Source organism: Pectobacterium peruviense (genome assembly GCF_003312355.2).
Classification (GTDB): domain Bacteria; phylum Pseudomonadota; class Gammaproteobacteria; order Enterobacterales; family Enterobacteriaceae; genus Pectobacterium; species Pectobacterium peruviense.
Genome location: NZ_CP161826.1, coordinates 218,139 through 241,974, shown reverse-complemented (window position 1 = coordinate 241,974; position 23,836 = coordinate 218,139). Strand labels below are relative to the sequence as shown.

The following is a 23,836-nucleotide window of genomic DNA, read 5'->3' as shown; positions in this document are numbered from 1 at the left end:
ACTATCCACGCGCTGTTGTTCATCAATACCGTTACGCAGACTGGCGACGGATTAACGGAGCAGCCACTTTCGCTCGGCACGCGGGTTCTTGTAGATGAGATTGGCGTCGATCGAGCAACGCCAACGCCTGTGCCGCCATCGTTGCGGGATCCTGACGAAACGTTGTCAATGCATAAGCATCCCACCCTGCGGCCGGAATATCGTCAAACCCGATAACCATGAGATCTTGCGGAACAGCAAGCCCACATTGCTTTGCGCGATCGATCACGCCAAACGCGACTAAATCGTTAACACAGAACACCGCATCAGGTCTGGCCGCTTCTGGGAGTGAAAACAGCGTCTGCCCCACCGCCAGCCCGTCGTCATAATCCGTATCACCACCGCGCACGACGGCCACGGATAGCCCTAATACGCGCGCCTCCTCACAAAACGCCTGTTCACGTTCCATGATATTGGGCGTTGCCGAAGCCGCTCCGGCCAAAGCAAGACGTGTTCTGCCCGATGAGGCAAAAAGCCGTGCCGCCATGCGCGCGGCGGTATCATTATCGATGTGTACACTGTCACACGCCGGTTCGTGCCGCCCAATGACAATCAGCGGCTGCCCATTTAGCTGTGCCAATTCGACAAATTCTTTAGGCGGCGAGCCGGAAAGCACAATCGTCGCTTCTGCCCGATGGCCGAATAGAATTGAACGCGCTGCAACCATCGCTTCTCGCACATGGCCAGTGTTAATAAGAACAGGTATCGAGCCGCGTTGAATTAACGCCTGCGATAGCTCCGCGACCAAATTGGCACGAAACCCGACCTCAGGATGTGTCACCACCAGCCCCACCAGACGGCTACGGTTCGTCAGCAAGCCACGCGCCAAATCGTTAACCTGATATCCCAGCTCCTGCGCTGCTGCCATCACTTTGGCATAGGTGGCAGCAGACACGCTTGCACCGGGGGTAAAACTACGGGACACCGCCGAGCGCGATACACCAGCCCGACGCGCGACATCCTGTGCGCTAACGTAACCCGGTTTACCCACCGTCATTTTCCTATCCTTGCCATAACGTCAGCTTTCAGAAAACGCTCCACGACCAGCATGAACAAGACAGAAGGAATCAGCAGTACCAGCGCGGTAATAGAGGCAATCTGATAGTTACCGCCCGCCCCTGCGGTATAGAGCAGCAGTGGCATCATCTGCACATCCGGCGCGCCTACAAAATAGCTGCCGGTAAACTCATCCAGCGATTCGAGGAAAACAAAAATGGCAGACGCCATCAGACCCGGCATAGCCAGCGGCAGAGTAATATCGACAAAGGCACGCCACGGCCCTGCGCCTATTGAACGTGCTGCCTGTTCCATTTCACGCCCCACCGCAGAGAATGCCGCTGAAGCAATCCAAACGGCAAACACCAGCCCGTGTACCGTGTGAACCAGCACAACACCCAGCAGCGTGCCGTTCAGCCCCCACTGATAAAACAGGCGAGCAATATTGACGTACACCGTCAGATTCGGAAACGCCTGTGGGATCAGGAATACCAGCAGTATCAGCCCACGGGCAGGCAACGCCAGACGCGCCAATGCATACCCAGCCGGAATCGCCAGCGACAGCGATGCCAGCACTGTAAATACCGCCACCAGCACGCTATTCCCCAATGCTTCCCAAGCCACGCCGCGCGTTGAAAACACTCGCTTCCAGAAGGCAAAACCCCAGTCATTGGGCAACAGATGAGGATAGAACCATTTTTCCGCTACCGACCACAGCAGGAGGTTCGCCAATGGTCCAAAGATCAAGAAGATCAGCGTCCCCAGAATCAGCATTCTCGGGATCCACCACAGCACGTTCTTCATGTCTTCTCCCTCATATTCAGGCGGAGATAAATCACAGCAAACAGGCCTGTCATCAGCAGGGAAATCACCCCCAACGCATTCGCCACGCCATAATCGCCGTAGGCGTTAATACGGAAAGCAATATTGGCGGTTAACATCGTCGGCGACTGGGCATTGATCATCATCGGCACGGACAGTACCGACATCATGGTGACGAAAGAGAGAATGAGTCCGGTGAGCAGCGTTTGCCCAACCTGCGGCACCACTATTTCGCACAGAATACGCAGGCGCGATGCGCCTAAGTTACGGGCGGACTCTATCATCGTGCGATCCAGCGACGCCATCGCACCCGCGACCAACAGCGCCACAAACGGCGTCTGTTTCCAGACGAAGGCAAATACGATGCCACGCCAATCCAGCCAGTTGCTGGCGCTGGCAATATCGACGATACCGAGTGTATCCAGCGCGCCATTCAGCCAGCCGTTTTTGGCCAGAAATGTGCGTAAAATTTGCCCTGTCACGATAAAAGGGATAAACAGCGGCCAGCGATATACCCAACGCAGCAGCGCCACCATGCGCGGGCTTTCCCCCAACGTCAGGTAACCGCCAATCAGGACGGACAGCAGGCCGATCAGCAGCGTAGCGAGGCTCACAATCATCAGAGTAAACAGGATATCGGGCAGATACAGCGTCAATGCCGTGACAAAATTATCAATGCCCACGCCATTCTGACTGACAAAAGCGCCCCCAACCGACAGCCCTAGCGGCGTGATAAAACAAACTGCCACCACCGCCAAAGCGGGTAACACAAGCGCGATCCCCGCCAGTCGGGAAGAGAATTGGGATACTTGCAACATGAATGTCTCCGCGCTCTGGCTTCATCCCGCCAGAGCGCCTGTAATACTAAGGGTATAAAAATTTAGGGAATTATTACTTCGCCATCGCTTGCTCATAGGCGTTCAGGATCGCGGTGTGATAAGGCGCGATAGGGAAAGTCTTGCCTTTGCTCGCCAGCTCATCAGGCGTCACATCGGTAAACAGGCGTTGCCAAATTTCAGGTTTCAGCTCAGCCTGAACGTACTTGGCATCAATCCCCGGATACCAGTTAAAGCGCTCTACAATCCCTTCAGCCTGCACTTTGGCGCTGGTTGCCAGTTCAACAAACTGTTTCGCCAGTTCACGATTCGGTGCCTGTGCGGGGATGACGTAGTGCATCGGCTGTCCCGGCATACCCGGTGCAGGAAGCAGCAGTTTGAAATTGTCTGGCAGTTGCCCACTCGCTTTCCAGGAATAGAACATGTCGACCCACACCGGCCCCATGGCGATTTCACCACGACTCAACATATCGAGCGTGCCCGCGTTGCCCGGCGTCAGCGTCACGTTCTTGTTAAAGGCTTTCAGGCGTTCAAACGCTGGCTGCCATTTCTTCGCTTCTGCTTCGTCAAACGGTCCGTTCATCAGCTTCTGTGCATCGCCGCCGTAAGCGTAAATCCAGCCCATCACAAAACTGACGCCCGATGCGCCGCCCTTAATCCCGTTATAACCAAACATTTTCGGATTCGCGGCCGCCCACTGCTGGATTTCGTCATAGCTTTTAGGCGGATTAGCCACCATGCCAGGGTTATAAGCTAGTGCCGTCTGGCTACTGAACATCGGCATCACATAACCTTTCACATCTGTGCCCATGGCTTTATCTGCTGCGGCCATGCTGACCAGCTTGCCGCTGGCGATATCATCGCGATACTTCAGCAGATCGCCCTTTTGCACCATCGGGCCGACAAATTTCTCATGCACAACCGCGACATCGGTGTCCCATACTTTGGCACCCGCAGCCTGCTGCGCAGTAAAGCGCTCAAGGATTTTCTGCGACCCTGCATCGCCCGGACCAGTGCCAACAGCACGCACTTTTACGCCGGGATGCTGCTTCTCAAACAGCGGCCCTAAGTATTCGTTCACATAGTCGACCATATTCTGATCGCCCGCCGTCAACACGGTTAATTCCTGTGCTTGCACAGCAGCCAGCGGCGTACTCATCATCAGCGTTGCAGCAAAAATGCGTTTCATATCATTTGTCTCCAATTCAGGGTCAGGCCGTCAGGCCAGGAAGCGGGGAATAAAGTGAAGTCGTATTGGGTTCCGCCGTCAGCGATGTGGGCTCTTCTGCCAGCGGGAAAAGAAACAGTGCCTCGGCGGGGATCTGCACGGCAACCCGCTGTCCAATGGCATAAGGGTGAGTGGCATGAACCTGTATCCGCCACGTTCCACTGGCAATCGTATGCAGCCAGTATCCGCCGGGGTAACTTTGTGACAGCACCGTGCCGTAGCGCATCAACATGCCGGGCTGGATGAGAGGAACGTCTGCCGGATCGTAAAGCTGAGCAGCCTCCGCACGGAAGCGCGCCTCTATCGGACCGGGCTGTAGCGACGTGTTCGCAGGCACCAGTGAGTGGCTTTCTGCATCCCCAGGAATCATCAGCGTATCGCCGTCATAGCGAGCGTCCAGCACGAGCCGATTTTCTGCGCCCATAAACGCCGCGACAAACGAGCTGGCCGGATGGTGATACACCTCTTGCGGGCTACCCGCCTGCATGATGCGACCCTGATTCAAAATCACGATACGATCCGCCATCACCATCGCTTCTTCCCGATCGTGCGTAACGTGGATCGCGGTCAACCCCAGCCGCTGTTGCAGCGCACGGATTTCATCACGCAGTTGTAGACGAATGCGGGTATCCAGATTGGAGAGCGGTTCGTCCAACAGCAGAATATCGGGTCGTACCGCCAGTGCGCGACCCAGAGCGACGCGCTGGCGCTGCCCACCGGACAGTTCCGCAGGCTTACGGGCGCTCAATCCCGTCAAACCCAGCATCGTTTCCAGTTCCGCTACGCGACTGGCTATTTCCGCACGCGGTACACGGCGCAAACGCAGCCCGTACGCAATATGCTGCGCTACCGTCATATGCGGCCACAGCGCATAGCTCTGAAACACCAGCGCCATTCCGCGTTTCTCTGGCGGCGCTTGCGTCATATCCTGCCCGTTAACGCGAATAGTTCCCGAACGCGGTGACGAGAAACCAGCAACCGTACGCAATAGCGTCGTTTTGCCGCACCCCGACGAACCGAGTAACGCAACGAATTCGCCCTGCGCAATCTCCAGATGGATATCGTTCAATACGGCTGTTGTGCCGTATCCAACATGTAGATGGTCGATAACAATGTGCGGGGTTGCCGCAGAGGACGTTGTTTTTTGCACAGCTGTGCATTCCACGATAAACAAACAATGCGCAGATTGTGCGGTGAAATCGTGTCAGTGGCGTGTTGTCACCATGACATTTCAATGACAAGACTGACGGGGCATAGCGGCAGAAAACGTTTGGAAGGTCCGGGAAATGAAGGGGCGTATCTCTTTAGTATTGGCCGTCTCCCCAATACGCGGAAACGGCCAACGGTGATATTGCAATTACAGTAACTGCACCAAACGGCTTAGATCAGATTGAAGCGCACCCGCCGTCACATCGCGCCCCGCACCCGGTCCACGGATAACCAACGGGTTATCCCGATACCAACGGCTTTCAATCGCAAATACATTGTCACCCGGCAACAGCGAAGCCAGAGGGTGATCGGGACGGACTGCCTCGACGCCGACGCGCGCTTTACCGTTGCTGTCAAAGCGTGCGACATGGCGCAAAACCAAGCCCATTTCCTGTGCAGCTTCCAGACGTTGCAGCATCTGTTCGTTCAGCGAATCGCCGTTTTCAAAAAAGTAATCGACAGATCCCTGTTCACAGCTCGGCGGAACCAGCGACTCGACCCGAACCTGGCTAGGTTCGATATCATATCCCGCCTCGCGTGCCAGAATCACCAGCTTACGCATGACATCCTGACCGGAGAGGTCAACGCGCGGATCCGGTTCGGTCAACCCCTGCTGGCAAGCCTGATCGACCAGTTCGGTGAACGGTACGGTGCCGTCGAACTGCAAAAATAGCCAAGAGAGCGTGCCGGAAAAAATCCCGCTAATCGACAGAATACTGTCGCCGCTTTCCCGTAAATCGCGTACGGCAAAGTTGACCGGCAAACCCGCGCCAACGGTCGCGTTATACAGCCAGTGGCGATCCGTTTTGGCGAAAGCATCGCGGATCTGGCGATAGTTATTGCCGCCGGATGCACCCGCCAGTTTGTTGGCGCTGATGACGTGAAAACCATAGCTGGCGAAATCCAGATACAGATCGGCAACCGATTCACTGGCAGTAACGTCCAATACCACTAAATCATCAAAGGGGTGCGCACGCATCCACAGGAACAGATCTTCGCCATCCCGCTCTTGCGCTTCACTTTCGAAGAAAGCCAACGCGCGGCTGGCATCCAGCCCATCATAGTTCAACAGGCTGCGCGTACTGTCCACCACGCCAGCCAGCACAAATTCGAAGCCGGTACGTGCAGAAAGGTTGCTCTGCTCACGCGCAAACAGCTCCAGCCAGCGTGAACCAATATTTCCCTTGCCGAACAGCACCAGACCGATACGCTTTTCTGCGCGGAACAGCGAATGGTGCAAGCCGCGAATCAAATGTTCCGTCGGGCCAACACGCAAAACGGCCACCAGACTGATGCCATCATCGGCCTGGCGGACAAATTCAATCGGCTGATCTTTCAATTGCTGGTAGAAACGGTGGCTGTGTAGCGGGTTTTTACCCACGCCCGCACCGACCATGGCGACCATCGCCAACCCATCACGCTCGCTGAGTTCAACTGGCAAAGCGGCCTGTGTCAGCAACTGTAATGCGCTTTCCACCACTTCGGAGGTGTAGCACAGTTGCAGCAGGCTACGATCCTGATGAACGCCAATCGCCAGCGGTTTCAACTGCGCACGGTTCAGAAGCTGTTCGACTTCTTTTTGCAACAGCGCGAAATCGTGTTCGGAAGGAACCTGAACTTCAATCAGGCACACATCATCATGGCTGGTGACAATTTTAGCCCCCGTACCCGAGGCCAGCACGCGTTCGATACGCGTCGACCCCTGTTCAGGCTGATAGCTGCAACGCAGTTGCAGATCGATATCGCTACCGGAAACGGGTTGTAAGGTACGCGTATGCAACACAGGAGCGGCCAGACGTGCCAGCTCGCTGGCCTCATCCAGACGCAGCAGTGGCAGCAGGCAGGCATCTTTCACTTTACGCGGATCAGCGCTATAAACCCCGGCGACGTCGCTCCAGATGGTCACGCGCTCAACACCCGCCAGCGCACCAATTTGCGTCGCGGAGTAGTCACTCCCGTTGCGCCCCAGCAGTACCGTTTCACCCGCGTCATTACGGCAGATAAAACCGGTTACCACCAAACGCTGCCCTGAATGTTGCGTCAGATATTGCTGCAACAGCGGCCAGGAGCGCCCTTCGTCAACCTGAGGCTGCGCAGCACGCTCCGCGCAGAGAAAATCACGCGCATCTAGCCAGGCTGCATTCATATCCCGATGATTCAGCACAGCGGACATCAAGCGAGCCGACCAAATTTCACCGTGCCCAACTACTTCGGCATAGACAGCATCCGTAATCTTGCCATCCAGCAGCGCAGCCAAACGCTCCAGATCGCGAATAAACTGGGCTGTCAGCGCCTCTGCATCCTGCGCAGGCAAAAGCCCGGCAATTAATTCACTTTGATAACGGCGTAATGCCTGCTGAACCTGGTGCGCCGACAGACGATCGCTCTGGCTCAGCTTCAACCAGCTAATCAGCTGGTTTGTGGTACTGCCTGCGGCAGACACCACCATCAAATCACCGGGGTGGCTATACTCCGCCATAATACCGGCTACGCGCAGGTAACACTTCACATCAGCCAGACTGCTACCGCCAAACTTATGCAGCTGTCGGCCTGTTACCGATGGCGCTACTCCTAATGCACTCATTCTTACCTCTTGGCTGCGGCTTGAAACGCACGATCCAGATCGGCAACCAGATCATCGCCGTCTTCAATGCCGGTGGAAATACGCAGTAATGTTTCAGAGATACCCGCTGCGGCGCGCGCTTCTGGCGCCATACCCGCATGCGTCATCGTTGCGGCATGAGAGATGAGGCTCTCGACTCCGCCCAGCGATTCCGCCAGCGTGAAGAGCTCCAGCGAGGCCAGAAAACGCCGCAGGGTGTCTTCATCTCCATCCAGCTCAAAACTTAGCATAGCGCCAAAACCAGATTGTTGACGACGGGCAATATCATGGCCGGGATTATTCGGCAATGAAGGATGGTATAACGCCTTTACCAACGGCTGCGTCTGCAAGAATTCAACCACTTGTTGCGCATTACGCTGCGCGGCCGCCATACGCGGCGACAAAGTACGCAGGCCACGTAGCAGCAGATAGCTGTCAAACGCCGCGCCCGTCACACCAATATTGTTCGCCCACCAGGCCAGTTCGGTAATGGTATCGACATCTTTGGCAATCACGGCACCCGCCACCACGTCGGAGTGACCATTCAGGTACTTGGTACATGAATGCACCACCAAATCGGCTCCCAGTTCCAGCGGCTTCTGCAACGCTGGGCTCAGGAAGGTGTTATCCACCACGCTGACCGCACCCGCTTCCCGCGCGGCCTGACAAATCGCAGCAATATCGACGACTCGCAGCAGCGGATTGCTCGGGCTTTCCACCAGCACAAGCTTCGGCTTTTCTGCCAACGCCGCGTTGAGCGCATGAGTATCACCTTGATCGACAAATTTGACGCGAAACGCGCCGCGCTTGCTCAGGCTGTCAAACAGACGATAGCTACCACCGTAGCAGTCATGCGGAGCCACCAGCAGATCGCCAGGGCGCAGGAACACCGTGCAAACCAGCATAATCGCCGACATCCCGCTGCTCGTCATTACCGCACCCGCACCGCCTTCCAGTTCGGCAAGCGCACGCTGTACCACATCACGCGTAGGGTTACCGCGACGCGAATAGTCGTGTGCGCGTGGCTGATTGAATCCGGTAAAGTTATACGTGCTGGAAAGGTGAATGGGGGGGACAACGCAGCCATACTGCTCGTCATCATTTAACCCACTGCGGACTGCGATCGTTGCCTGTTTACGCGTCATCGGCTCATTTCCTGGCTGGAGGCTGAAAAGATAGGAACTCAAGAGTAAACGCAGTTTTAATAGACGTCAACACATCTAGACATCTAAACTTCTTTGCGTATAGATTGAGCATAAGAATAATAACCGCTAGAATTGTGGCATTTCATGACAGATGCTGTCTTCATTAGATTAATTTTTAAGGTATCCCATGGCTGAGTGGAACGGCGAGTATGTCAGCCCTTACGCTGAACACGGTAAAAAAAGCGAACAGGTCAAGAAGATAACAGTATCTATTCCCTTGAAAGTATTGAAGATACTAACTGACGAACGCACACGTCGTCAGGTGAACAACCTGCGCCACGCCACCAACAGCGAACTGCTGTGCGAAGCGTTTCTGCATGCGTTCACAGGTCAACCGTTACCGAATGATGAAGACCTGCGTAAAGAGCGCAGCGATGAAATTCCTGAGGCAGCGAAAATCATCATGCGTGAGATGGGCATCGACCCAGATACGTGGGAATACTGATCGCTCGTTGTAATCGATCTTTCTAACAAAACCCCGCTTTTTTTGGCGGGGTTTTGTTATGTAGAAAATCCCCATTCGCCCCCCTCCCGCCTCATTAACACCAACCGCCCTCTCTTCTTCCACTCGTTTCCTTTTCCGCCCATGTTGTGAATCGAGATTGCATTTAATTTGTTATGTTATAACATATCATTTTTAGCGTATAACGGTGATATGCCGCATCATGACAGAGCCTCTCTCCAACAAACCTGTACTGCTACAGCTTCACCATGTTTCCGTTGCCGACGCCCATCGGGCTCCAAGACTCAGTGATATTTCGTTGTCCATGCACTCGGGCGAGCGTTTGGCACTGATTGGGCCAAATGGCAGCGGCAAATCCACGCTGTTGCGCGTGCTGACCAGTGAACTTAGCGCAACGGCAGGGTATGTCCATTTGAACGGCCAACCGCTGAACGCGCTCAGCCGTCATGAGCGAGCAAAGCGCATCGCGATTCTGGCGCAAAGTGATGCGCCAGACCTGCGCCTGCGGGTCGCAGAATATGTCGCCTTAGGACGCATTCCACACCATGGATTCAGCACACCTACGCACGATCGCCAACTCATTGATGAAGCGCTGGACGATACCGGATTACTACCGCTGCGCCACCGCCTGCTGGGCACACTCTCCGGCGGGGAACGTCAGCGTGCCGCGCTGGCGCGCGCTTTTGCACAAACGCCGCAGCTCCTGCTGCTGGATGAACCGACCAACCATCTCGATCCGTTAGCACGCGCGCAGTTGCTGTCTCTCGTGCGGAAACGCGGTATTTCAACGCTAGCGGTATTGCACGATCTGCCACTGATTACGCCCTTTGCCGATCGCGTCGCCGTTTTGCAGCACGGTGCGCTACTCCGCTGGGGAACGCCTGCACACGCGCTGAGCGCCGACTGTGTGAAATCCGTATTTGGGATGGAGAGCTTTACGGTACCGCATCCGCTAAACGGCTCACCCATTCGCATCTTTGAAGCCCCTGAACTGCACTAAGGAACCCTGATGAAAATAACGCTTCTGTCTGGACTGCTGGCATTGACGTCGTGCTGGGTGCACGCCTCGGGTTTTCCGGTCACGGTCGACAGCTGTGGGCAACCGCTAACCTTCACCCAGCCGCCACAGCGAGCCGTTATTCATGACCTGAATATGGCAGAGATGGTGTTTGCTTTGGGCTTACAAAAAAATATCGTCGGACTGACCGGAATCACTGGCTGGTATAAAGCAACGCCAGATTTTATCCAGCAGCAGGGCACGATCCCTGAACTGGCAGCAAAATACCCGACGTTGGAAAACCTGCTGGCCGTACATCCGGATTTCTTCTTTGCCGGGTGGAACTACGGCATGAAAGTAGGCGGAGAAGTCACACCGCAGTCGCTGAAAAAATACGGTATTCAGACCCTCGTTCTTAGCGAAAGCTGTGTTTTCACCGAACAGCAACAGCAGCGTCCGAAAGCCAGCATGGATCTGCTCTATGGCGACCTGCTGAAACTGGGGAAAATCTTCGGTAAGCAGGAACAGGCTCAGGAACAGATCGATGGTTGGAAACAGCACCTTGCCGCCCTGCAAACCCGTATCGGTAATCGGCCAAAGCAGAAGATTTTTCTGTATGACTCGGGTGAAGATAAACCTTTTACCAGCGGGAAATTCGCCATGCCAACCGCCATCATTGAGGCCGCAGGCGGCAAGAATGTGATGGACGATATGGAAACGAGCTGGGCCTCGACATCGTGGGAAAGTGTGGCGGCACGCGAACCCGACGTTATCATTTTGCTGGATTACCAGACAGGCAACGGCGCAGAGGCGCTAAGACGTTTTTTGGAATCACACCCGCTGATGAAATTTACCCCTGCGGTACAGCAACATCGTTATCTGAAGCTCCAATATGCGGAGCTAACACCAGGGCCCGCCAACATCACTGCCATTGATAAATTGGCGCATGCCCTTTATCCGGATGCCTTTAAGTGAGCCCAGCGTCTTCACGTTATGCTGCGACCTTCGTTATCGCGCTGCTGATACTGGTTGGGCTGATGCTATTAAATATTGCGACAGGCAGCACGACGATTCCCCTTACGCAGGTCGCCAGCGTATTGGGGCTATCGTCAGCAGACGTCTCGCCGATGACCTCACGCATCATTCTGGAGCTGCGCATTCCCCGCAGCCTGCTGGCAGCGTTGTGTGGCGCGGGTTTAGCGATGGTCGGTGCCTTTCTGCAAACGGCGACTCGCAACGATCTGGCTGATCCTTTCCTGTTTGGCCTGTCTGCCGGAGCTTCGGCAGGTGCCGTAGCCGTCATCACTCGTTTTGGTGAACAACTCGGTGACTGGGCATTGCCGGTAGCGGCCTTCAGTGGCGGAATCTTGTCCGCCGTCGCCGTGACCGTGCTGTTTCTGCTGCAACAGGCGCGTGGCGCAGAACGCTTGATCATCTGCGGATTAGCGATCTCTTTTCTATTCGGCGCGTTGACGAATTATCTGGTGTTTTCCGGCGATCAACGCGCTGCCAGCTCAATTCTTTTCTGGTCATTGGGCGGGCTGGGTCTTGCTCGTTGGGATACCTTACCTTTTGCGGTGTTCAGCGTCCTGCTGCTATTTAGCCTCACCGCCCTGCGCTGGCGTGCGCTTGATGCGCTGTTGGCAGGCGGGCAAACTGCGGCTTCAATGGGGGTTAATCTGTCTCGCATACGAGTGGAGATCTTCATCTGCTGCGCGTTTGCCACCTCGCTGTTGGTCGCGCTGACCGGCGTGATCGGGTTTATTGGACTGATGATTCCCCATTTGGCTCGCCCATTGAGCGGCGTATTGCACAAAAAGCTCCTGCCGCTGACAGCGGTGCTCGGGGCGATACTGCTGTGCGGTGGTGATTGGCTCAGCCGGCAGCTATTGGCACCGCAGGAATTACCTATCGGGATCATTACAGCAGGATTAGGCGGTATCTTCGTTCTGGGGCTGCTGGTGAAACGTCAGTAGGAGTGAAAGACATAGGCTCAAAATAACTCCAATAACCCTAACATGTTGCCTACCGGAGTTATTGGGGTTATTGTTATTTTATAAAAGGGAGACGGAGTGCAGGGATGGATAGCAGGACGTTAATCACAGAAATCAAGGCCGATGGGTGGGAACTGATAAGAGTTAACGGAAGCCACCACCATTTTATACATCCCAGCAAACCGGGATTAGTCACCATTCCCCACCCTAAGAAGGACTTGCCGATAGGTACGGTAAAAAGCATCCGGAAACAGGCAGGAATATGATCATCGCTGACTCGAAGAGGACAAATTATGTTTTATCCGATTGCAATTGAAGCAGGCGACGATACCCACGCATACGGTGTAACAGTGCCAGATCTGCCGGGCTGTTTTTCTGCGGGTGAGACGCTAGACGACGCCATCGCGAATGCGAAAGAAGCGATTACCGGACATATCGAACTACTGGTCGAGATGGGTCAGGATATTCCCACCGTGTCATCAGTAGGCCAGTTGGCAAAAGGCGCAGAATACGCTGGATATACTTGGGCGGTTGTTGATATCGATGTGACTCGCCTAATGGGCGGTTCAGAAAAAATTAACGTCACATTGCCTAAGTCACTTATTGACCGAATTGATCGTTGCGTAGCCAGTAACCCCGAATTTAAAAGTCGTTCGGGTTTTCTCGCACAGGCTGCACTAGAACGTATATCGTCTTCTCGGTAAGTAGCACTGATACGCCAGAAACAACAAAGGCACCGATAGGTGCCTTTGTCGAAAGTTACTGTGCCAATAATTGGCCAGTAGAACTTATTTTTTAGCGCCTGGTACGGAGAAACGCTTGTTGAAGCGGTCAACACGGCCACCGCTTGCAACATCACGTTGTTTGCCGGTGTAGAACGGGTGACATTCGCCACAGACGTCCAGGTTCAGGTCACGACCCACGGTAGAATGGGTTTTGATCACGTTACCGCAAGAGCAAGTTACAGTAACTTCAGAATAATTCGGGTGAATACCTTTTTTCATGGGAAACCTCTGTTAAGGCCGTGTCGCTATCCAGCCCTGTTCCGCCAGACACCACACGAAAGTTGAGTAAGTAAGTTCATTATGCGAACGGCACAATGGCGGCGGATCATACAGAATCTGATACCCCGATGCAATCGCATCCACACATTATCCCTCGCAGCATGTACACTAGCGCCTTGCTTTATTTTTTACCTGCGTCGCGCATGATATAGACCGTTCGGTTATGTCGTGGATCACCGCGCAAATCACGTCGACTACCACGGAGAAGTTATGTCTGTCGCTCAGGTCGCTTTGCCCGTGCCACTGGCACGTACATTCGATTATTTGCTACCCGCAGGAGGAGTGACTCCGCAGGTCGGCACACGCGTCAGCGTCTCTTTTGGTAACCGCAAAGCTATCGGCATTATTACCGCACTGAGCGACACCAGCGCACTTCCGCTTGAGCAATTAAAACCCGTGCATGACGTGCTGGACGAACAGCCGCTGTTTCCCCCCAGCCTGTGGCGTATTTTACTGTGGGCAGTCGAGTACTATCACTATCCGATCGGCGAAGTGCTGTTCCATGCGCTGCCGATATTGCTGCGTCAGGGGAAACCCGCGCACCGCGCACCACTCTGGCAGTGGTTTGCCACCGAACAAGGCCGGGCGACACCGCTCAGCGCACTCAAACGCGCCGCTAAACAGCAGCAGGCACTGGCGGCGTTACTTCAGTCACCACTTTATCGCCATCAGGTGAGCGAAATCGGGCTGACGGAGACGGCGTTACAGGCGCTGCGTAGCAAGGGGTTATGCGAGTTAAAAGCCGCAGAGCAAACGCCTCATGACTGGCGTCAGAGTTTTAGCATGGCTACTGAACGCCTACGCCTGAATACTGAGCAGGCCACCGCCGTTGGCGCTATTCGCAGCGAAGATAACCACTTTGCCGCCTGGTTGCTCGCGGGAATCACCGGTTCGGGTAAAACCGAAGTCTATCTCAGCGTGTTGGAAAACGTGCTGGCACAAGGTAAACAGGCGCTGGTGTTAGTGCCAGAAATTGGCCTGACGCCACAAACCATCGCCCGTTTCCGCGAACGTTTTAACGCCCCGGTGGATGTACTGCATTCGGCACTCAACGACAGCGAACGCCTCGCCGTCTGGCTGCACGCCCGCAGCGGCGAAGCCGCAATCGTCATAGGGACGCGGTCGGCACTATTTACGCCCTTTGCGCGTTTAGGGCTGATTGTGATCGATGAAGAACATGACAGCTCTTACAAGCAGCAGGAAGGCTGGCGCTATCACGCCCGTGATTTGGCAGTCTTCCGCGCCAGAGAGGAAGATATTCCGATTGTGATGGGAACAGCGACGCCCGCACTGGAAACGCTATATAACGTCCAGATCGGCAAGTATCGACGACTGAATCTGACCAAACGAGCAGGCAATGCCGCACTGGCCAAACAGCATGTTATCGATCTGAAAGGCTTGCCGCTAACAGCAGGATTATCTCAGCCGCTGATTACCCGTATCCGTCACCATCTGACGAACGATAATCAGGTTATTTTGTTCCTCAACCGGCGCGGGTTCGCCCCCGTGGTGATGTGCCATGAATGCGGCTGGATTGCCGAATGTCAGCGCTGCGATCACTATTATACCTACCACCAGCATCAGAAGATGTTGCGTTGCCACCACTGCGACAGCCAGCGTCCGGTTCCACAACAGTGCCCCGGCTGCGGTTCGACCAATATGGTGCCCGTCGGTCTAGGCACCGAGCAGTTGGAACAAAGTCTTGCCCCGATCTTTCCAGATGTCCCGATCACCCGCATCGACCGTGATACCACCAGCCGTAAAGGCGCACTTGAGCAGCAGCTCTCGCAGGTCAGGCTGGGAGGCGCACGTCTTCTTATCGGCACACAGATGTTGGCGAAAGGCCACCATTTCCCTGACGTCACGCTGGTTGCTTTACTGGACGTTGACGGCTCGCTGTTCTCCGCCGACTTCCGCGCAGCCGAACGTTTTGCCCAGCTCTATACTCAGGTGGCAGGTCGCGCGGGGCGTGCAGGCAAGGCTGGCGAGGTAGCACTGCAAACTCACCACCCAGAACACCCGCTATTACAAACGCTGCTGCAACAGGGCTACGATGCCTTTGCCAGCCAGGCGCTTACCGAACGAAAAAGTGTTTTTCTGCCACCATTTACCAGCCATATCATCTTCCGCGCTGACGATCACGATAATCAGCAGGCCGCTTTATTCCTCCAGCAATTGCGTAATCTGCTGGAGGCGAGCCCGCTGCGGGATGAATCACTTTGGCTACTGGGCCCGGTGCCCGCTTTGCAGCCAAAACGTGCGGGGCGCTTCCGCTGGCAACTCTTACTACAACATCCCTCCAGAGCGTTGTTACAGAAACTGGTCAGAACGTCGTTGGCGCTGATCGGTACGCTACCGCAAGCACGTAAAGTGAAATGGATGCTGGATGTCGACCCCACCGACGGTTAGCGTTTCCTGTTAGATCATTTCGGTTTCTTGCCACCCATTTTTTGCGATCGGCGTCGAGAACACGATATTCATCACACTTTCTATGCAAATTAAGCAACAAAACCTGCGTTCAATCTGTTATCACTGTTTGCGCAGGCAGTATGCTGGAGCTCGGTGTTACACGGTTGGCATACTGCGCCAAAAAAGCGTTACCCGTAATCATAGAGAGTCAGCAGACAGGAGCGTTCTGCTGGCAGTCAGCGCCAGTTAACGCTGACGCAAGGAGAAAAGCGTTGAAGCAGAAGAAAGGCGTCACCACGGCGACGATGAAAGACGTGGCGGATGAGGCGGGCGTTTCCACCGCCACCGTATCCCGAACGTTAATGAACCCAGAGAAAGTCTCTGCGACCACCCGCAGGAAGGTCGAGCAGGCTGTCATCGCCGTTGGCTATTCGCCTCACGCACTCAACAGAAACCTCAAGCGTAACGAGTCACGTACGATCCTGACGATCGTGCCAGATATCTGCGATCCTTATTTCTCTGAAATATTTCGTGGGATCGAGGAAACGGCAGCCGAACACGGCTATCTGGTGTTGATTGGCGATTGCGCTCACCAACATCAGAAAGAGAAAACCTTCGTCGACCTGATTATTACCAAACAGATCGACGGCATGGTGTTGCTCGGTTCTAATCTACCGTTTGATGCAGGCCAGGAAGAGCAGCGCAATCTGCCACCGATGGTGATGGCGAATGAGTTTTCGCCAGACCTGGCGCTGCCAACCGTGCACATCGATAACCTGACTGCCGCCTTTGAAGCCGTACACTATTTGCATCAGGCAGGTCATCAGCGTATCGCCTGCATTGCGGGCCCGGAGCACATGCATCTGAGCCAATACCGCTTGCAAGGGTATATTCAAGCCCTGCGCCGCAACGGAACTCTTATCGATAACCAGTATATCTTTCGGGGCGATTTTACCTACGAAACGGGAATCAACGGCCTGATTGCGCTGATGCAACATCCACAGCCACCCAGCGCTATCTTCTGCCATAGCGATCTCATGGCGTTGGGCGTACTGGCGCAGGCCCGAAAGATGGGTCTGGATATCCCGCGCGATCTCTCCATCATCGGCTTCGACGATATTGAGCAAGCGCAGTACTGCTGGCCTCCTCTGACTTCTGTCGCTCAACCACGCTATCAGATCGGACGCGAGGCAATGCTGCTACTCTTAGAGCAGTTGCAAGGTAACACGGTACAAAGCGGTTCACGTCTGTTGTCCAGTGAGCTGGTTATACGAGACAGCGTCGCCGCGCCAAATTACGCCCGTAACAGGCTTTAAGACTTCAGGTGCTGGTCAAATATTTGAGGGTTCAGTAACATGACCCCCTAATTATGTTATCCCCTAAATAATTCGAGTTTCAGGAAGGCGGCAAGGGAAGGAATCCCGATGAGCTTACTCAGGTAAGTGATTCGGGTGAGTGAACGTAGCCAACGCACATGCAACTTGAAGTATGACGGGTACATTTACCTATCAATTCACAGCGAAACGACAGTGGCACAAAGAGACTACGTGAGCCGGGGACGTTCATCAGCAACGCGTCGGAAAACGACAAATAGCCGAAAAAAAGGCAACGCTTCAGGCGCGTCCAAAACAATGGTCGCGCTCGCTGTTGCCGTTTTGGTCACCTTCGCGGGCGGTCTGTACTTTATCGCCCATAATAAACCCGACGACTCCCCTGTCCTTCCGCATCAGAACGTGGGCAAGGGTAACGGGCTGCCACCCAAGCCGGAAGAACGTTGGCGTTACATCAAAGAGCTAGAAAATCGTCAGTTGGGCGTTACGACGCCAACGGAACCTTCGGCGGGTGGAGAGATCCGCTCGCCTGTGCAGTTGACAGATGAACAGCGCCAACTGTTGGAACAGATGCAGTCTGATATGCGGCGTCAGCCAACACAGCTTTCCGAGGTGCCGTATAACGACCAGACGCAGGTTCCGCGTTCACAGGTGACCATTAAGCCACCGACGCAATCGATGCAGCAACCGCCTGTTGTGACAACCCAGCCTGCAACGCGTGCACCAGTCGTTACGCAAACGACGCCTGTTGTTCCAAGGCAAGACATTCCAAGACAAGAAACACCAAAACGGGAAGCGCCGAAGCAACAGCCGGTCAAACAGCCTGAAGCACCAAAAGTCGAAAAAACGCAACGCTGGGCGATTCAATGCGGCTCCTTCAAAACTATGGACCCCGCCGAATCCGTGAGAGCGCAGCTGGCGTTTGCGGGTATCGAAAGCCGCATCACCTCTAACGGTGGCTGGAACCGCATCATGCTGGGGCCTTACAACAACCGTGCTGCCGCCGATAGCATGCTCCAACGTCTTAAAGGTGCGGGCGCATCAAACTGTATTCCTCTTGCTAGCGGGGGTTGAAAAACCCCACGCTTTCCCCCATCTATAACATCAATGTGCCCCGAATCATGCGGGGATCTTTTTCTTCAAACGGGGACTGACTCGTGACAACAATTGTAAGCGTACGCCGCAACGGCCAAGTGGTCATTGGCGGTGATGGACAAGCCACTCTTGGCAACACCGTGATGAAAGGCAACGTGCGTAAAGTACGTCGTCTCTACCATGACCGTGTCATCGCCGGTTTCGCCGGTGGCACCGCGGATGCCTTCACTCTTTTTGAGCTTTTTGAGCGCAAGCTGGAACTGCACCAAGGCCATCTGGTGAAAGCCGCTGTCGAGCTGGCTAAAGACTGGCGTACCGACCGTATGCTGCGTCGGCTGGAGGCCTTGCTGGCTGTCGCGGACGAAAATGCCTCGCTGATCATTACCGGTAATGGCGATGTCGTGCAGCCTGAGAACGATCTGATCGCTATTGGCTCCGGCGGCCCTTATGCACAGGCCGCAGCCCGTGCTTTACTGGAAAATACCGAACTGGGTGCCCGTGATATCGTCGAGAAATCTCTGGGGATTGCTGGCGACATCTGTATCTACACCAACCAGTTCCACACGATAGAAGAATTAGCCTCCAAGGCGTAAGGATCAACTATGTCTGAAATGACCCCGCGCGAGATAGTCAGCGAACTCGACAGCTATATCATCGGCCAGCACAAAGCAAAACGCGCCGTTTCCATCGCGCTGCGTAACCGCTGGCGCCGTATGCAGTTGGACGAAGCACTCCGCCATGAAGTGACGCCTAAAAACATTCTCATGATCGGCCCGACTGGCGTAGGTAAAACCGAAATCGCTCGTCGCCTCGCGAAGCTCGCCAATGCGCCGTTCATCAAAGTAGAAGCAACCAAATTTACTGAAGTCGGCTACGTGGGTAAGGAAGTTGATTCCATCATCCGCGACCTGACGGATTCCGCGATCAAAATGGTGCGTCACCAGTCCATCGAAAAAAACCGCTTCCGTGCGGAAGAGATGGCGGAAGACCGCATTTTGGACGTGCTGATTCCTCCGGCGAAAAACAACTGGGGACAATCAGAAGGCACTCAGGAGCCTTCCGCAACCCGTCAGGCATTCCGCAAGAAACTGCGTGAAGGCCAGTTGGACGACAAAGAGATCGAAATCGATCTGGCAGCCGCCCCCGTTGGCGTAGAGATCATGGCTCCGCCGGGCATGGAAGAGATGACCAATCAGCTACAGTCCATGTTCCAGAATCTGGCAGGACAGAAGCAGAAAGCGCGTAAGGTCAAAATTAAAGATGCTTTCAAGCTGCTGATAGAAGAAGAAGCGGCTAAGCTGGTGAACCCAGAAGAGCTGAAACAGCAGGCGATTGAAGCCGTTGAGCAGCACGGTATCGTGTTCATCGACGAAATCGACAAAATCTGTAAGCGTGGCGAAAGCTCCGGCCCGGATGTTTCTCGTGAAGGCGTTCAGCGCGACCTGCTGCCGCTGGTTGAAGGCTGCACCGTATCGACCAAGCACGGTATGGTCAAAACTGACCACATCCTGTTTATCGCGTCGGGCGCATTCCAGGTTGCTAGCCCGTCTGACCTGATTCCAGAGTTGCAGGGACGTCTGCCGATTCGTGTGGAATTGCAAGCGCTGACGACAGAAGATTTCGAGCGCATCCTGACAGAGCCGAGCGCCTCGCTGACCGAACAGTACAAAGCGCTGATGGCGACGGAAGGTGTCGATATTTCATTCACTGCCGATGGTATCCGTCGCATTGCCGAAGCCGCCTGGCAGGTGAACGAAAGCACCGAGAATATTGGTGCGCGTCGTCTGCATACCGTTATGGAGCGTCTGATCGAAGACGTTTCTTACGACGCTAGCGAAATGAATGGTCAAAGCGTTATGATTGACGCAGATTATGTACGTAGTCATCTGGATGAATTAGTAGCAGATGAAGATCTGAGCCGATTTATCTTATAATCCGTTTTCGCGGATCGCACTATTAAAGATAAAGTGGGAGGCGTAGGCCTCCCACTTTTGTTTCTGGCACCACCATCACTGACTTTTTTTGTTTATAAACGGATGATTCACGCAATTGAATCGTCAATAAAAATTGAAGCACACCATGACCATATCGACCCATAGCAGCAAAACCAAAGCCTGGCTGGATAGTCTTCGTCCAAAAACGTTGCCATTAGCTTTTGCGTCCATCGTCACCGGCTCGGCGATTGCGAGTTGGCATAGCAGCTTTAAACCGGGCGTAGCATTACTGGCGTTGTTAACCGCCGGACTGCTGCAAATCCTCTCCAATCTGGCGAACGACTATGGGGATGCGATAAAAGGCAGCGATACCGAGGAACGAATCGGGCCGTTGCGCGGCATCCAAACGGGTGTCATTACGCTGTCGCAACTGCGCAATGCGCTAATCGTAACCGTGGCACTCACCATCATTTCTGGTGTGAGTCTGGTGATTCTCGCCTGTGAAAAACCAGCGGATATCTTCGGTTTTCTGATTCTGGGGCTACTGGCGATTTTCGCCGCTATCACTTATACCGTCGGCAATAAACCCTACGGCTATATCGGGCTCGGCGATATCTCGGTGCTCATCTTTTTCGGCTGGCTCAGCGTCGCGGGGTCGTATTATTTGCAAACTGGCCACTTCGACAGCGTCGTGATGCTGCCTGCAACGGCCTGTGGTCTATTGGCAACAGCCGTTCTGAACATCAATAACCTGCGCGATATCGACAACGACCGCATCAGTGGGAAAAACACGCTGGCGGTACGTCTTGGCGCGGAAAAAGCACGCTTCTACCACACGATGCTGCTGCTGCTGGCTCCAGTTTGTCTTGGCCTGTTCGCGACGTTTTATCTGCACAGTCTGGCGGGCTGGCTCTTTATTCTGGCACTCCCGCTGCTGATTAAGCAGGCCCGCTATGTACTGCGTGAAAGCAGCGCCTTCAGTATGCGTCCAATGTTGGAAAAAACGGTGAAAGGCGCGCTGCTGACCAATATTTTGTTCGCCGTTGGCGTGATACTGAGTTAGTGCGGGTAAATTGAGCACAGGCAAAAAGCTGCATGCATTTACTGATGCGCATCAAGTTAACATTTGATGATTTTGCCAACAGCTGTCAGAAAGGGATATACTCATGATTCCGGCGGCAACCTGACGTTAATCCTATGAAATACGATACTTCCGAACTGTGCGATATCTATCACGAAGAGGTGAATGTTGTTGAGCCTCTGTTCTCCAACTTTGGTGGGCGTACTTCATTTGGTGGCAAAATCACCACAGTGAAATGTTTTGAGGATAACGGCCTGCTTTTTGATCTTCTTGAAGAAAACGGCCTCGGGCGCGTACTTCTGATCGATGGCGGGGGTTCAGTGCGCCGCGCGTTGATCAATGCGGAGATCGCTCGACTGGCGACCCAAAACGAGTGGGAAGGCATTGTCGTGTATGGCGCGGTGCGTCAGGTTGACGATTTAGCGGAGCTGGATATCGGTATTCAGGCGATGGCAGCCATTCCGGTCGGCGCAGGTAGCGAAGGCATTGGCGAAAGCGATATTCGCGTCAACTTCGGTGGCGTAACCTTCTTCTCCGGTGACCATCTGTATGCCGACAACACGGGCATTATTCTGTCGGAAGACCCGCTGGATATTGAATAATATCGTTGAATTATCAGGGATTGATGGCGTCGAGCGATGATAATGGGTAGATCGTAAAGACGCTGTGAATACATCCTTGTACGCTCGAGCCGCGCAGATAGGAATCTCATCCATGAGATTCCCCCTTTCAGGGCCGTCGCAAGCGACGTTCAAAAACGTTCCTGACGTTTTTGTCCCTGGCGCGGACGCTTTACTCTTCTATCCCATTATCACCGTTCTAATTCAGTGAAACAGGCTTTTCAGGCTGTCAAAAGTCTACTTAGACTTCTTCCATTTTGCCTAACAGCGCGCGCAGGCGCTCTTGCCACACTACTTGCTCTTCTTTCAACTGTTCGTTCTCGCGCACCAGCGCTTCACGTGAACCCGCTGCCGCCTGAACATCCTGCGACAGTGTGTTGTTCTGCTCTTTCAGCTCTTCAATTTCCATTTGCAACAGCGTGATAGTATCAATCGCCTGCTGAACTTTCGCTTCCAGCTTTTCAAACACTTCAAATGACATTCTTCAAACCCCTTTTAATCGCAACAAGGCAAAGATCGGTTAACGCTGGCTTTCGGACTCTGTAACCAACACTCACGGTGTCGCGTCATCCGCCCGCAAACATAATCCTGACCGCGGGACGGCTGGCAAGACAGACCATAACGAAATTGTATGTAGCCAATGGCCCCCTGTCTAGCGCACATCCCCCACTACGCGAGTGTCGCAGCTTTTCTTACTTAACACTATCAGTACAAACTGAAAAACCGGCAATACAAACCGAAAAACGAGCGACTCAAACTGAAAACACCCCCGTTTACTTCTCCGTTACTCCGATTGTGTTAATAAATTTAACCTGAGCGTTACTATCAACCGTGGACGAAAAACCACTACGAGTCATTTTATAAGCGAATACGCTCATTTTCTTGACGCGCAACACACATTTCAATTTCGATATTTCTCGTTTTCGCTCATTAACGATAAATTCACATCATAAATACATTTAAAACAGGGGATGCCGCCAGACGGTATCCTTAGACCTACCACTCTGTACGTTACCCAGCAGGAAAAAAATATGAGCCAAGCAGAACGTTCAACGCTAAGAGGACAGTGCATCGCCGAATTTCTCGGTACTGGCCTGCTGATTTTCTTCGGTGTCGGCTGCGTCGCCGCCTTGAAACTGGCGGGAGCCAGCTTCGGACAGTGGGAGATCAGCATCATTTGGGGTCTGGGGGTTGCGATGGCAATCTATCTGACCGCCGCCATTTCCGGTGCTCACCTCAACCCGGCTGTCACTATCGCCCTGTGGCTGTTTGCTTGCTTCGATGGGCGCAAGGTTCTGCCTTACATTGTGGCGCAGATTGCAGGGGCATTTTGTGCCGCCGCACTGGTCTACGGCCTGTATTACAATCTGTTCATCGATTTTGAACAAACCAATAATATGGTGCGCGGCAGCACGGAAAGCCTGAGCTTAGCGGGCATTTTCTCCACGTACCCGAACCCGCACATTTCCGTTATGCAGGCGCTGCTGGTTGAAACTGTCATCACCGCGATTCTGATGTGCCTGATTCTGGCGCTGACCGATGATGGTAACGGCATCCCGCGCGGGCCGCTTGCTCCCCTGCTGATCGGTATTCTGATTGCCGTCATCGGTGCATCCATGGGGCCGTTGACTGGCTTCGCCCTCAACCCGGCGCGTGACTTTGGTCCTAAGCTGTTCGCTTTTCTCGCGGGCTGGGGCAACGTCGCCTTTACTGGCGCACGCGAAATCCCTTACTTCCTGGTTCCTATCTTTGGCCCGATTATCGGTGCCTGTCTGGGTGCCTTCGGTTATCGCGCACTGATTGGCCGTAATCTGCCATGCGATGTGTGCGAACCCGAGGCAGAAGCTACTACGCGTCGTGAAAGCCGTTAAACTTAACGCCACGACCATCCTATTTCACGGTTAATCATTA

The 23,836-nt window shown here is 54.2% G+C and carries 23 protein-coding genes; 14 read left to right on the top strand and 9 right to left on the bottom strand.

Annotated elements, in window-relative coordinates; translation table 11 throughout:
- Nucleotides 1–31: 31 nt before the first annotated feature.
- The 7 genes from DUT67_RS01115 to metB form a co-directional block, all read right to left on the bottom strand.
- Nucleotides 32–1,036 carry a LacI family DNA-binding transcriptional regulator gene (locus DUT67_RS01115; RefSeq protein ID WP_113627022.1) on the bottom strand — a complete coding sequence of 335 codons (1,005 nt, stop codon included), beginning with the start codon at nt 1,034–1,036 and terminating at the stop codon, nt 32–34.
- Nucleotides 1,033–1,839: an ABC transporter permease gene (locus DUT67_RS01110; RefSeq protein ID WP_113627023.1), complete on the bottom strand. Its 807-nt coding sequence runs from the start codon at nt 1,837–1,839 to the stop codon at nt 1,033–1,035. The genes DUT67_RS01115 and DUT67_RS01110 overlap by 4 nt, the downstream gene beginning before the upstream one ends.
- Nucleotides 1,836–2,675, bottom strand: coding sequence for an ABC transporter permease (locus tag DUT67_RS01105; protein ID WP_113627024.1), 840 nt, complete (start codon nt 2,673–2,675; stop codon nt 1,836–1,838). Before DUT67_RS01105 ends, DUT67_RS01110 begins: the two co-directional genes overlap by 4 nt.
- A gap of 73 nt (nt 2,676–2,748) precedes the next feature.
- Nucleotides 2,749–3,855, bottom strand: a complete 1,107-nt coding sequence (locus tag DUT67_RS01100) for an extracellular solute-binding protein (RefSeq protein WP_223254623.1) — start codon at nt 3,853–3,855, stop codon at nt 2,749–2,751.
- Nucleotides 3,856–3,904: 49 nt separating this feature from the next.
- Nucleotides 3,905–5,071 (bottom strand): ABC transporter ATP-binding protein, encoded by a 1,167-nt coding sequence (locus DUT67_RS01095; protein ID WP_113627026.1) that lies wholly within the window; start codon nt 5,069–5,071, stop codon nt 3,905–3,907.
- 207 nt (nt 5,072–5,278) lie between these two features.
- Nucleotides 5,279–7,714 carry a bifunctional aspartate kinase/homoserine dehydrogenase II gene (locus DUT67_RS01090; RefSeq protein WP_113632470.1) on the bottom strand — a complete coding sequence of 812 codons (2,436 nt, stop codon included), beginning with the start codon at nt 7,712–7,714 and terminating at the stop codon, nt 5,279–5,281.
- A 2-nt stretch (nt 7,715–7,716) separates the two neighbouring features.
- Nucleotides 7,717–8,877, bottom strand: coding sequence for a cystathionine gamma-synthase (metB, locus tag DUT67_RS01085; protein WP_005973357.1), 1,161 nt, complete (start codon nt 8,875–8,877; stop codon nt 7,717–7,719).
- 187 nt (nt 8,878–9,064) lie between these two features.
- On the opposite strand from metB, the gene metJ reads away from it, so the two are divergent.
- The 6 genes from metJ (at nt 9,065) to DUT67_RS01055 (ending at nt 13,095) form a co-directional block, all read left to right on the top strand.
- Nucleotides 9,065–9,382 carry a met regulon transcriptional regulator MetJ gene (gene metJ, locus DUT67_RS01080; RefSeq protein ID WP_005973355.1) on the top strand — a complete coding sequence of 106 codons (318 nt, stop codon included), beginning with the start codon at nt 9,065–9,067 and terminating at the stop codon, nt 9,380–9,382.
- 220 nt (nt 9,383–9,602) lie between these two features.
- The gene (locus DUT67_RS01075) at nt 9,603–10,400 is read left to right on the top strand and encodes an ABC transporter ATP-binding protein (RefSeq protein WP_113627028.1); all 798 of its coding nucleotides are present in this window, start codon (nt 9,603–9,605) and stop codon (nt 10,398–10,400) included.
- Between the two features lie 9 nt (nt 10,401–10,409).
- Nucleotides 10,410–11,372, top strand: a complete 963-nt coding sequence (locus DUT67_RS01070) for an ABC transporter substrate-binding protein (RefSeq protein ID WP_113632471.1) — start codon at nt 10,410–10,412, stop codon at nt 11,370–11,372.
- Nucleotides 11,369–12,373, top strand: a complete 1,005-nt coding sequence (locus DUT67_RS01065; protein WP_113627030.1) for an iron ABC transporter permease — start codon at nt 11,369–11,371, stop codon at nt 12,371–12,373. Before DUT67_RS01070 ends, DUT67_RS01065 begins: the two co-directional genes overlap by 4 nt.
- Nucleotides 12,374–12,477: 104 nt before the next feature.
- Nucleotides 12,478–12,657: a type II toxin-antitoxin system HicA family toxin gene (locus tag DUT67_RS01060; protein WP_113627031.1), complete on the top strand. Its 180-nt coding sequence runs from the start codon at nt 12,478–12,480 to the stop codon at nt 12,655–12,657.
- A gap of 27 nt (nt 12,658–12,684) precedes the next feature.
- The gene (locus DUT67_RS01055; protein WP_113627032.1) at nt 12,685–13,095 is read left to right on the top strand and encodes a type II toxin-antitoxin system HicB family antitoxin; all 411 of its coding nucleotides are present in this window, start codon (nt 12,685–12,687) and stop codon (nt 13,093–13,095) included.
- 84 nt (nt 13,096–13,179) lie between these two features.
- Here the strand turns inward: DUT67_RS01055 and rpmE are convergent, their stop codons facing one another.
- Nucleotides 13,180–13,395, bottom strand: coding sequence for a 50S ribosomal protein L31 (rpmE, locus tag DUT67_RS01050; protein WP_011095726.1), 216 nt, complete (start codon nt 13,393–13,395; stop codon nt 13,180–13,182).
- A 270-nt stretch (nt 13,396–13,665) separates the two neighbouring features.
- Between rpmE and priA the strand changes: the two genes are divergently transcribed.
- The 7 genes from priA to rraA all read left to right on the top strand — a co-directional run bounded on the left by priA (nt 13,666) and on the right by rraA (nt 21,907).
- Nucleotides 13,666–15,864, top strand: coding sequence for a primosomal protein N' (gene priA, locus DUT67_RS01045; RefSeq protein WP_113632472.1), 2,199 nt, complete (start codon nt 13,666–13,668; stop codon nt 15,862–15,864).
- A 272-nt stretch (nt 15,865–16,136) separates the two neighbouring features.
- The gene (gene cytR / locus DUT67_RS01040) at nt 16,137–17,180 is read left to right on the top strand and encodes a DNA-binding transcriptional regulator CytR (protein ID WP_048263056.1); all 1,044 of its coding nucleotides are present in this window, start codon (nt 16,137–16,139) and stop codon (nt 17,178–17,180) included.
- Nucleotides 17,181–17,393: 213 nt separating this feature from the next.
- Nucleotides 17,394–18,269 (top strand): cell division protein FtsN, encoded by an 876-nt coding sequence (gene ftsN, locus DUT67_RS01035; protein WP_113632473.1) that lies wholly within the window; start codon nt 17,394–17,396, stop codon nt 18,267–18,269.
- An 83-nt stretch (nt 18,270–18,352) separates the two neighbouring features.
- The gene (hslV, locus tag DUT67_RS01030) at nt 18,353–18,883 is read left to right on the top strand and encodes an ATP-dependent protease subunit HslV (RefSeq protein WP_011095730.1); all 531 of its coding nucleotides are present in this window, start codon (nt 18,353–18,355) and stop codon (nt 18,881–18,883) included.
- 9 nt (nt 18,884–18,892) lie between these two features.
- Nucleotides 18,893–20,224: an HslU--HslV peptidase ATPase subunit gene (hslU, locus tag DUT67_RS01025; protein ID WP_048263059.1), complete on the top strand. Its 1,332-nt coding sequence runs from the start codon at nt 18,893–18,895 to the stop codon at nt 20,222–20,224.
- 145 nt (nt 20,225–20,369) lie between these two features.
- Nucleotides 20,370–21,287, top strand: a complete 918-nt coding sequence (locus DUT67_RS01020) for a 1,4-dihydroxy-2-naphthoate polyprenyltransferase (protein WP_113627036.1) — start codon at nt 20,370–20,372, stop codon at nt 21,285–21,287.
- A gap of 134 nt (nt 21,288–21,421) precedes the next feature.
- The gene (rraA, locus tag DUT67_RS01015; protein ID WP_005973328.1) at nt 21,422–21,907 is read left to right on the top strand and encodes a ribonuclease E activity regulator RraA; all 486 of its coding nucleotides are present in this window, start codon (nt 21,422–21,424) and stop codon (nt 21,905–21,907) included.
- 259 nt (nt 21,908–22,166) lie between these two features.
- Here the strand turns inward: rraA and zapB are convergent, their stop codons facing one another.
- Nucleotides 22,167–22,406 carry a septal ring assembly protein ZapB gene (gene zapB / locus DUT67_RS01010; RefSeq protein WP_005973326.1) on the bottom strand — a complete coding sequence of 80 codons (240 nt, stop codon included), beginning with the start codon at nt 22,404–22,406 and terminating at the stop codon, nt 22,167–22,169.
- Between the two features lie 550 nt (nt 22,407–22,956).
- Between zapB and DUT67_RS01005 the strand changes: the two genes are divergently transcribed.
- Nucleotides 22,957–23,796: an MIP/aquaporin family protein gene (locus DUT67_RS01005; RefSeq protein ID WP_113627037.1), complete on the top strand. Its 840-nt coding sequence runs from the start codon at nt 22,957–22,959 to the stop codon at nt 23,794–23,796.
- Nucleotides 23,797–23,836: the final 40 nt, after the last annotated feature.